This window comes from Sporolactobacillus inulinus (assembly GCF_006539285.1).
In the GTDB taxonomy this organism is placed as follows: Bacteria; Bacillota; Bacilli; order Bacillales; family Sporolactobacillaceae; genus Sporolactobacillus; species Sporolactobacillus inulinus.
On record NZ_BJMS01000102.1, the window covers coordinates 1 to 10,915 of the forward strand.

A 10,915-nucleotide genomic window follows, 5' to 3' on the forward strand; every position below is an offset into this window, starting at 1 on the left:
GAAAAAGCAGGTAGATCCTTGTGGATCCACCTGCTTAATTTTTCACTCATTTGCGTTTCATCGATTCATTGCCCAATCAGAACAACAATCTTGGCTAGCTGTTTCTGTAACGTCCGGGATTTTCACGAGCGTTCTCCTCAGCCAGCTGGATCTCTTCCAATAGCTTCTGATGCAGAACCTGTGCTTCTTCTCCTTCAAGCACAAGTAACAGTTCTTTTTTATGGATTGAAGAAAGATAGGCCATCGTTTGTGGAAGATTATTTATTGGAAAGGTTGAGCCGCTTTCGGAAAAATAAGCACGGCAGCGACTTTTTTTTAACACTTCAAATAATCGGATAATCCGCCGTAAATTGATACCTCCAGGTGAAGTGAGTGGTATTTTGATCGATGCGAATTTCTTTGCCATGTTTTCAAATCACCTCTTGCTCTATTTCTTAGACACCTTCGGCTATCTTTATTATAGAGCATCTCACCGTGCATGCAAAAGTTGGGAACCAATGACTAGAAGAATGGCTTCATCCAGCCAAAATCTTAGGGCGATACCGATGCAGCCTTGCCACTGCCCTTCCCATGCTGCAGCTGATACATCGTGAAATACAGCCCGCCTTTTTGCAGCAACTCTTGATGTTTTCCGCGTTCAACAATTTCTCCTCGATGCAGCACGAGGATCTGATCCGCATCCTGTATTGTCGACAGACGGTGCGCAATTGCGATCGTTGTACGTCCCTTGCGCATTTTTGCCAGCGCTGTCTGAATCGCTTCCTCTGTTTCAGTATCGACGCTGGCAGTCGCTTCATCTAAAACGAGTACTTTGGGATTCAGTGCCATCGTTCTTGCAAAAGAAAGAAGCTGTCTTTGTCCGCTTGAGAATGTTGAACCGCGTTCGCCGACAGGTTCTTGGTATTGACCGGGCAGTTTTTTAATGAATCGGTCGGCTTGAACAAATTCTGCGGCGGCTTGTACTTGTTCATCCGTAATCTCATGATGGCTCAGTCGTATATTGTCATTTACATCACCAACAAACATAAATGAATCTTGAAGTACCAGCCCGATTCGTTTGCGCAGTTCTTCATCAGAGAATGCAGTCAGCGGTTGACCATCAATAAAAATACCACCGTGATGAATTGGATAAAAGCGCATTAACAAGTTAATGATCGAACTCTTTCCACTCCCCGTGTGCCCGACAAGTGCTACCGTTTCCCCCGGATTTGCGGTAAAGCTAATGTGCTTCAATACATCTGTTTTTCCATCATAGGAAAAGGTTACGTCGCGGAATTCAATACGGCCATCGGATACTTTAGGATTTGCATCACTCTCTTGAACCGGAGCCAAGCGTTTATCATCAAGTAAACCAAAGACACGTTCAGCCGAAACCATCGCCTGTTGAAAAATGGTCAATTGCTGCATAATCTGATTAATCGGATCAAAAAAACGATCAAGATAATTGATGAACGCGTAAAGAACACCGATTTTTACCACGCTGTCGAACGATTGGACACCAAAGTAACCGAGAATCATGATTAAGCCAATTAAATAAACGGAGTAAACGGCCGGTCGCAGCATCAAGCTATTTAGTCGAACACTTTTCAATAGCGCTTTTTTATGATCATTGTTTATCTTCCCAAATTCATTGCGCAGCCTTTTTTGCTGGCGCATCGCTTGAATCATTGCCATGCCCTGAAGCGACTCATTCAGCTTTGCATTGAGCTGACTCAGCTTCACACGTGTCACACGGTAAACCTTGGAGCTTAGCATACGGTACGCCCACATTAACAGAAGAAGAAAAGGCATTAGAATGAAACAGATTAACGCCAAGCGTACATCAAGGAAGAACATTCCGGCAAAGATACCGATCATCATAATCGTGCTGTTCACAATCGTCGACAATACGGTCACGTATAAATCCTTTATTGTTTCCGTATCATTGGTGATGCGTGATACAAGACTGCCACCTGGCGTCTGATCAAAGAAACGGAGGCCCAAATGTTGCACTTTTGCAAACACTTGGACACGCATCATCTGAATAATATTCAAGGCAATCTTTTGAAAAGAAATGACTTGAATATAATGAAACATGGCTGATACGGCATAAACCCCAATGAATGAAATTCCTAATAAGACAAGCGGTTCTGTTGGAAAGCGGCGCGGCGTTAAATAATCGTCGATAAAGATTTTCATGAGAATAGGTCCAAGTACATCAGCACCTGTTGCAATAATTAAAGCAAGAAATGCTGCCGTCGCTTTCCACTTAAAGTGCTTAAGATAGGACAGAAGCCGTTTCATCACGCCGCGTCCGGAGAATTGTGTGTTTTTTTCCTCGTTCATCCTTTCTCTCCCCCCTTCGAAACTATGGTTTCGAGTTGCTGATGGGCGTACATTTCTGCATACCAGCCATTCTTTTTGATAAGCGCCTCATGGGTCCCATGTTCGATTATCTTGCCTTCATCAAGAACGACAATTTGATCGGCATGTTCTACTGCACTCAAACGGTGTGCGGAAATCAATGTCGTTTTATTGATACGTTCATGTTTCAGTGCGTGAAGAATCGATACCTCAGTGCGTGCATCAACCGCAGATAGAGAATCATCAAAGATTAAAATTTCCGGATCGGCAAGCAATGCCCGCGCGATCGAGATTCGCTGTTTTTGTCCCCCGGACAGCGTAACCCCGCGTTCACCGACAACGGTTTCATACCCATCCTTAAAATGAAGAATATCTTCATGAATACTTGCCAGTTTAGCGACACGCTCAATCGCTTCACGTGAGGCATCCGGTTTGGCAAACGCGATGTTTTCTGCTATTGTCGCTGAAAACAAAATATGATCCTGAGGAACATAGCCGATTGCACCGCGCAATGCGTCCAGCGTTACAGAACGAATGGGCATCGCCCCAATGCTGATTTGACCGTCGATCACATCGAATTCACGGAGCAGCAGCCTCAGCATCGTTGTTTTTCCAGCACCGGTTTTCCCTACGATCCCCAACGTCTGCCCCTGTTTTACTGTGATGTGAATATCCGAAAGCACCTTAGCCTGATTGCCCGGGTAGGAATATTCCTTAATAGCATAAGTAATGGCGCCGCTCGGTACGTCTTCTGATGCACCTTTTTGATCCGTGATCTCCGGCTTTATCGCCAGGAGCCTGCGGATTCGATCATAAGACGCGCTCCCGCGTTCAACAATATTGAATAAGAAGCCGAAAGCAAGCATCGGCCAGACCAATTGACCTAGATACAGAGTAAAACTGGTTAAACCGCCAATGGTCATCGAGCCTTGCATGACAAAAACCGAACCAAAAATCAATGCAAGAAAATAACAGAATGCAACAATAAACGTAATGGTTGGATCAAACAAAGAGTCTACTTTAGCGACAGCAATATTTTTATCAACCACATCACGAGACGCCTTGCGAAATAACTGAATTTGCGCTTTTTCTTCGCCGAATGCTTTAATCACCCGGACGCCCGACACGTTTTCTTGAACTTTATCATTTAGGCCGGAAAAAGCAGCCTGCGCTTTACCAAAGCGCTGATGCAGTAAATTTCCATAATGCATCGTTAAGAGAACCATAATCGGCATCGGCAGCAATGTAATGAGTGTCAGTTTCCAATTGATCAAAACCGACATGGTTACAATGACCATGCCCCCCATGGTTATTGAATCAATTAAGGTGAGAATTCCTTCGCCTGCTGCGTTTTGAACAGCATTGATATCATTGGTTGCATGAGCCATTAAATCGCCAATGCGCCGTTTTTGAAAGAAATTTGGCGAAAGTTTCGTAAAGTGCTTATACAAGCTGTTCCTCAATTGATTCGCAAGGATGATCGAAGAACCAAAGATCAATTGGCGCCAAATATAACCGAAAGCATAATAGATGATACCAATAATGATAAGAAACAAGATCCACCTGATTAGCGTCATTGAGGTTAGACTTCTTGTTCGGATGTCGTCAACCAGGACACCGACAACATAAGGCGGGATCATTGAAAGAAAACTGGAAAGCATAAGAAAAATAATTCCGAAACCGTATTTCATTCGTTCTTGCTTGAAAAACCACCATAAATCAAAAAATATGCGCACACCGGAAACCTCCTTGTCAAACCAACCGTTTCATGAGCAATTCGCATTAGAAAACTTGGCTTTGCCAAGCCTCTGGCGAAGGCAAAGTCTTGGTTGCGACGGCCATGGACGGCCTAGTGTTCGGTGAGCCGCAGGACGCGGCGTTCTACCGAACCACTTACACTCGTTTTCTTAAACCTTTTATTTTTAATACTTTCTTTCTTACCCGTGCAAAAAAAGCCAAGGGAGAATTAAAGTCCCTTCTCCCATGGCTTCATCGAGACAGCAAAGCGCCTTAATCTGCCGTTTTGGTCTTCATTCGTGCAGAGGAAAAGAGTTGAACGTCACAACATCAGGATCATTCAGTCCATTAAGTCCTTCAGTCATTAGATGTCTTTTCATGACGTCCCCCTCCTTCTCGTTTAAAAAAGAATGATTATATTATATAATTAATTAAAATTGAAGTAAATAGCGAATTAAATGAACTTTAACCAATTAATAATTAACCGAATTTTTACGAAATAATCGCTTGTGGCTCGCGATTGATAGGCGGAAATTTTGCTGCTCATGAGCAAAAGCATAAAAAGAGAAGAGCGTCATCGCTCTTCTCTTTTTATGCTTTAATTTATGTTAATTTCTTTACGGTCTGCCTTTTTATTTTCTTTTTTCGGGAGTGTGATGCCGAGCACGCCGTTGCTGAATTCAGCTCTAATCGCGTCTTCATTAACACCATCAAACATGAACCGCCTTGTATAAGAACCTGTAGCACGTTCTTTACGAATGAAGCTTCCGTCCTCTGCTTTTTCATTTGACCTTTGCTCACGTGACGCGTCGACGGTTAGTACGCCTTGACTAAAATCAATATGGATGTTCTCTTTACTGAAGCCCGGAAGATCCATTTTCACATCATAAGCGTCAGGACGTTCCTGAACGTCTGCTGCAAATGATTGAAGACTGTTATTCCGAGAGAAGTTATGCCCCCATTCATCAAACCAGGAAGGTAAAAAGTCAAAGAATCCGTCATGATCTTTTCTTGTTGGATATAGTGTTGCCATGATCAATTCCTCCTTAATTGTTTCAAAGTTCTTTTGACCTTAAAACGATTCTTCTGTCTCATTTGATGCATCTTTCGATCACATCGCTTACCGCTCCTTTGCGTACTGTTTGAACCTAAGTACCGGGGTTTGGAACATGATCACGTTCAACCCTTACAGCTTTATTATAGCATTTGGTCAATAAAGGTCAATACTTAATTTGATCTTAATTGACCTTTTTGTCACACTGAAATTATGCGCTCCGTCCGTTATAATAATACATATTGGTTGGCGCGAAAGAATAGCGACCAGACCCGCAGTCGCCCGCGAAACCTATGAAACGGAAGGCAACAGACTCATTTGACAAAGCGTAACAGAAAGGAATTAACTTTATGACTAAAGCTTTAGTACTGGCTGAAAAGCCTAGTGTTGGAAGAGAAATTGCTCGTGTACTGGGCTGTAAAAAAACCGAACGGCATTATATCGAAGGCGATCATTATATCGTTACTTGGGCACTCGGTCATCTCATTGAATTAAAAATGCCGGAAGAATACGATCAAAAATACAAAACATGGCGCATTGAAGATCTGCCGATTATTCCCAATAAAATGGAAACGCGGCCGATCAAACAAACTCGCGCTCAGTTCCAAGCGATCAGCAAATTGGCGAAGCGCAAGGATCTGGACAGCTTGATCATCGCAACGGACGCTGGAAGAGAAGGCGAGCTCGTCGCCCGTTGGATTATTAAGACGATTCACTGGCACAAACCAATCAAAAGGCTTTGGATCTCGTCCCAAACTGATAAAGCGATTCAAGATGGCTTTCAACACCTAAGCCCAGCCAAGGATTACGATCAGCTTTATCAATCGGCCGTATGCAGATCTGAAGCCGATTGGCTGATCGGCTTGAATGTTTCTCGTGCCCTAACCGTCAAATATAATGATTCCTTGTCGGCAGGTCGTGTTCAAACACCTACTTTGTCTATGCTCCTTGAACGCGAAAACGCAATCCGTACGTTTAAGCCCAAGCCTTATTGGATACTGGGCGTCGATGTTGGCGGATATACGGCTACGTGGCAATGCGCAGATAAAAACCGCATTTTATCAAAGAAGCATGTAGCTACGCTAAAAGCCAAAATTTCCGGACATCCCGCAATTGTCCGCCAGGTAACGGTTAAAAACAAACATGAGCGCCAGCCGCTCCCATATGATTTAACCGAATTGCAGCGTGACGCGAACCGTAAGTTTGGCTTTTCAGCAAAAAAAACATTGAATGTTCTGCAGAACCTTTACGAACATCATAAGATTGTGACCTACCCAAGAACAGATTCTCGATATTTGACTCCCGACGTTGCTTCAACCATGCCGGAACGCTTAAAAGCTGTCTCATCGATGTATGGAAGAGAAACACGTTCGATTCTGCATAAACAAAAAGGAAAAGTCCTTGCCAAATTTGTATATAATGAATCAAAGGTCAGCGATCATCATGCACTGATCCCTACAGAACAGCCCGTATTTATGAGCGATCTGTCGGACGATGAACGTCGTCTCTTCGACTTAGTAGTACGTCGCTTCCTTGCGCTGTTTTATCCGCAGTATCAGTACCGCAGCATCCATGCCGAACTTGATATCAACGGTGAATCGTTCGTATTAAACGTCTCGGAACAGACAGATCCTGGATTTAAGCAGCTGAGCGCTCCATCAGACGCGCCGCATCCGCAAGCAAAGCTGCGTTTAACCCAAGCCCAGCAACTGCAGGTTCGTCGCATTCGCGTTGAAGATAAAATGACAGAGCCTCCGGCGAGATTTTCAGAAGCCGATCTCTTAACGAAAATGGAGAAGTACGGACTGGGCACACCTGCGACACGCGCCGATATCATCGAAAAGCTGCTTCAAGCTGAATCCGTTCAACGAATTAATGGACGCCTTTGCCCTACAGCAAAAGGAAAACAACTGATTGATCTCGTTAATAACGATCTTAAGTCGGCAGCACTTACTGCGGAATGGGAACACCAGCTGGAGCACATCGCTAAGGGCAAGGGAAATCCGCAGCATTTCATGACAAAAATACGTAAAAAAACGCAACAGCTCATTAATGAAGTAAAAAGCAGTGAAAAAACATATAAAATTCAAAATTTAACCGGTTCAAAATGTCCCGAATGCGGTTCATTAATGAAAGAGGTTCACGACCGCGATGGGGCGCGCATTCTTGTATGTATTAATCGCGAGTGCGGTTATCGCAAGCGTAGGGATCCCAAGCTTTCAAATAAACGCTGTCCAACATGTCATAAACGAATGGAAATGCATCACGGTAAAGCCGGACTTTATTTTCAATGTCGCTCATGCGGAATCATTGTAAAGGCAGACGAGTTGAAGCAAAAGGCAAACAAGAAAGAAACGCGGCGCCTGCTCCATCAAATGAACAAAGAAAGCGAACCGATCGGAAACAGCTTGGCCGATGCATTAAAAGCTGCAATGAAACAGAAAAACGAGTAAGAAAAAAAGCCGAAAGGCTTTTTTTTCTTACTCGTTTAAAAGACGCCCGAGCACTTCCCTGCGCGCGACTTTATCTCTCAGGTTAAATTTAACAGGCACGCATTTTGCTCCATGATTTTTTCAGATCAGGAATATACGAGGATATAATTTCGGCCATAACCTGGTAGCCTTTTGCGGTTGGATGTAATCCATCCTCGTTAATTAAATCGTTAAAGCTTCCGTTTTTCTTAAATGCGGAGCGAACATCAATAAGTTTTACTCCCGATTTAGCACAAAAATCCTTAAGTGCGCGGTTGTACATTCCGTGCCAATGCTCGATCCCGCCGCACAGTCCGATCCAATGACCGATTGAATGGCTGTAATGCTTCATCAATGTAGCGTAGTATCGCGCTGGATCTAACGGCAAAAGGCTCAGCACAACAGGCAGTGCACCGGACTCCGATATCCGTCGAATCATCACAGAAAGATTCGAAATATAGCGGTCTAGCGGCACAACCGGAACATGTTCCGAATCCGGAAGCTTCGCCACTTGATCCCATTGAAAATTGCAATCGTTTCCGCCGATATTAATGAGCACGATATCCGGATGTTCATCGAGCACATCAGCGTCCAGCCTCTTGATCAAAAGGTCGGAGTTATCGTTAAATACGCCCTTATTCACAACCTCATCTTCTTCGCCTAAAGAACTTTGCAGAAGCGCAGGATAATTATTACGAATGATCTTAAAACGGCCACGTATAAACGTAATTCCGCGCGTCACACTGTCACCAAAACATATCAATTTCATTATTGCTACCCTCCTTGCGACTGGCTTCCCTGTGGTCCACTCTTGTATTATTGCCTTCATAGTAACAAATAGAAAGGAGAATGAACAGTTCTATTGAGAAATATCTTACTTTTTTGAAAGAAAGATCCGATTGTCTGTTTTTTGGGGAACCATTTCCTTAATTTTTTGTACAAGTTGATAGATCACTTCTGCAAGCACTAGTCCCATTGCAATGGCTCCAGATAAAACAAATACTTTTTCTGCAAAATAAATCGCAATATCATAATTATTATCAACGGCACGGCTCATGACCGAATAAGACAGCCCCCCCGGAACCAAGGGAATAATCCCTGATACACTATAAAGTGTTACCGGGTTTTTCCAAAGTCGTGCAGCAACCTGACTCATCATTGCGATCACCAATGAAGCTGCAAAAGTTGCGAGCAAATCACTGCCTGTATTTTGAAACAGAAAAAAGTAAATCAGCCAACCAATCATTCCGATCAACCCGCCATGAAGAAGCGGTTTAAAGGGAATATTAAAGATGATTCCGAAGGCACAAGTGGCAAGATAACTGGCAATCGACTGGACGCAAATCACTGTAAACAATTGCACGCAAGTCACCTCAATTAAAGAAAAGCGCTGCAGTTACACCAATGCCAATTGCAAAGGCAGTAAGTCCTGCTTCCGCACTTTTCGATAGTCCGGCGACTAAATCGCCAGCCATAATATCTTTCACAGCATTCGCAATCGGCACTCCTGGAACAAGTGGCATAACTGCGCCAACAATAATCTTGTCAATTTGAAGCCCAAAACCTGTCTTGATACTGACGAGGGCGATCCCCCCAATGATCACTGAGGACATAAATTCTGAAAAAAACTTCGCCTTCGATAGTTTGTGAAAATAGATCATGCCTGCTTGGCCTGCCCCTCCGGCAATAAATGCAGGAAGCACATCATGCCATTGTCCTAAGAACATCAATAAAAAACAGCTGCTGGCAACTGCTGCTGCGAAAACTTGCAAAGGCACCGAGTAAGCAACAGTAGATCGATTGATACGTGATAATTCGCGATGAAGTGTTCTTAAATTTATTGCGCCTTGAGCAACCTGTCTTGATAAGGTATTGACTTCAGTCACCTTACGTAAATTCGTTGCACGATCTCTTATGCGGACAAGCTGAGTAACATCGTGGTTCTCAATTGAGAAAATAATTCCTGTTGGTGTGACGAAGCTTTGCGCTTCGTGAACTGCAAAGCTGTTTGCAATACGATTCATCGTATCTTCCACACGAAATGTTTCAGCCCCATTTTGCAATAAAATCTTTCCTGCCAACACACACACCGTTGCAACCTCATGTAAAAAAACTTCCCGGCTGTTCATCATTTGATGACCCTTTAAGAAACCATCCATAAGTCACGACTTCTCTCTATATTTTTGAGTATGCCCATTATAATATGAGCCTTCACGGTTAACAAGACTTTCACATTGTTTTAAAAGATGAAAAATGTAAAAGAGTTAAAAGCATGGTATAATAATTGATGAAAAAATCACTGATTCGTCATTCTATGCCGCTTGACGCGAGTGATTTGAGTAAAATGGCTTCATCACGTCGATACTTTATATGCATGCGTGATGGCAATGATTGGTGACCCCATCTTCATTCATTGTGCCTTCGCTGCATGGCCTATCGATTGTTAAAATTTGAGAGGAGTGTTTTCCACTAATGATCAAACTCGTATTGATCAGGCACGGACAAAGTGCTTGGAACCTTGAAAACCGTTTTACCGGTTGGACAGATGTCGATTTAACTGAAAAAGGCGAACAAGAAGCAACTGAAGCAGGAGAAATTCTGAAGAAAAATGGCTACACATTTGACCAAGCATATACTTCCGTACTCACAAGAGCAAACCACACATTATGGAATGTCATTCATGCATTGAATTTAACCTGGATTCCTGTTGAACATTCTTGGCGCTTGAACGAACGTCATTACGGCGCACTTCAAGGTCTGAACAAAGCTAAAACAGCTGAAAAATACGGCGCAGATCAGGTACATATCTGGAGACGTTCTGCCGACGTTAAGCCGCCGGCACTTGAAAAAGATGACGAACGTTTTGTCGCACAGTTGAACGATCCTCGCTATGCAGATCTTTCTGAAGCAGAACAACCACTGACTGAAGATCTTCTGGATACAGTTGACCGTGTGCTCGTTTACTGGAAGAAAGAAATCGCTCCACAAATCAAAGCAGGCAAAAAAGTCATCATTGCCGCTCACGGCAACTCGCTGCGTGCACTTGTGAAACATCTTGACAATATTGATGCCGATACGATTGTCGGCTTGAACATCCCTACAGGCACTCCGCTTGTTTACGAATTGGATGATAGCCTCAAACCGCTAAATCGCTATTACCTGACTGCTGATGGTCCGAGCGATAAAGAAGTTCTCCCGTCTGCAGAGACAAAATAAAGCTATTTTGCTACGCACCCCGGACGAGTTCGGGGTGCTTTTTTCATGGGAAAAGAAAGTAAATAAAATTTGCCATGTATTCAAACCAATAGAC

9 protein-coding genes are annotated in these 10,915 nt (G+C 43.4%); 2 read left to right on the plus strand and 7 right to left on the minus strand.

Annotated elements, in window-relative coordinates:
- Positions 1-94 precede the first annotated feature (94 nt).
- From SIN01_RS12310 to SIN01_RS12325, 4 genes are all read right to left on the minus strand, one after another.
- Positions 95-406 (minus strand): hypothetical protein, encoded by a 312-nt coding sequence (locus SIN01_RS12310; RefSeq protein WP_010027453.1) that lies wholly within the window; start codon positions 404-406, stop codon positions 95-97.
- Between the two features lie 125 nt (positions 407-531).
- Positions 532-2,325 (minus strand): ABC transporter ATP-binding protein, encoded by a 1,794-nt coding sequence (locus SIN01_RS12315; protein WP_010027455.1) that lies wholly within the window; start codon positions 2,323-2,325, stop codon positions 532-534.
- The gene (locus SIN01_RS12320) at positions 2,322-4,079 is read right to left on the minus strand and encodes an ABC transporter transmembrane domain-containing protein (RefSeq protein WP_010027457.1); all 1,758 of its coding nucleotides are present in this window, start codon (positions 4,077-4,079) and stop codon (positions 2,322-2,324) included. Before SIN01_RS12320 ends, SIN01_RS12315 begins: the two co-directional genes overlap by 4 nt.
- A gap of 599 nt (positions 4,080-4,678) precedes the next feature.
- A complete protein-coding gene (locus tag SIN01_RS12325; RefSeq protein ID WP_047034835.1) occupies positions 4,679-5,113 on the minus strand; it encodes an Hsp20/alpha crystallin family protein in 435 nt (144 codons plus the stop codon).
- 371 nt (positions 5,114-5,484) lie between these two features.
- On the opposite strand from SIN01_RS12325, the gene SIN01_RS12330 reads away from it, so the two are divergent.
- Complete coding sequence (locus SIN01_RS12330; RefSeq protein WP_010027006.1) at positions 5,485-7,587, plus strand: DNA topoisomerase III; 2,103 nt, start codon at positions 5,485-5,487, stop codon at positions 7,585-7,587.
- 88 nt (positions 7,588-7,675) lie between these two features.
- Here the strand turns inward: SIN01_RS12330 and SIN01_RS12335 are convergent, their stop codons facing one another.
- The 3 genes from SIN01_RS12335 to SIN01_RS12345 form a co-directional block, all read right to left on the minus strand.
- Positions 7,676-8,374, minus strand: coding sequence for an SGNH/GDSL hydrolase family protein (locus SIN01_RS12335; protein ID WP_010027005.1), 699 nt, complete (start codon positions 8,372-8,374; stop codon positions 7,676-7,678).
- A gap of 105 nt (positions 8,375-8,479) precedes the next feature.
- Entirely contained in the window at positions 8,480-8,968 is a 489-nt protein-coding gene (locus tag SIN01_RS12340; RefSeq protein WP_010027004.1) for a threonine/serine exporter family protein, read from the minus strand.
- A 10-nt stretch (positions 8,969-8,978) separates the two neighbouring features.
- Positions 8,979-9,764: a threonine/serine exporter family protein gene (locus tag SIN01_RS12345; protein ID WP_010027003.1), complete on the minus strand. Its 786-nt coding sequence runs from the start codon at positions 9,762-9,764 to the stop codon at positions 8,979-8,981.
- Between the two features lie 313 nt (positions 9,765-10,077).
- Between SIN01_RS12345 and gpmA the strand changes: the two genes are divergently transcribed.
- The gene (gene gpmA, locus SIN01_RS12350) at positions 10,078-10,821 is read left to right on the plus strand and encodes a 2,3-diphosphoglycerate-dependent phosphoglycerate mutase (protein ID WP_010027001.1); all 744 of its coding nucleotides are present in this window, start codon (positions 10,078-10,080) and stop codon (positions 10,819-10,821) included.
- The last annotated feature ends 94 nt before the right edge of the window (positions 10,822-10,915 follow it).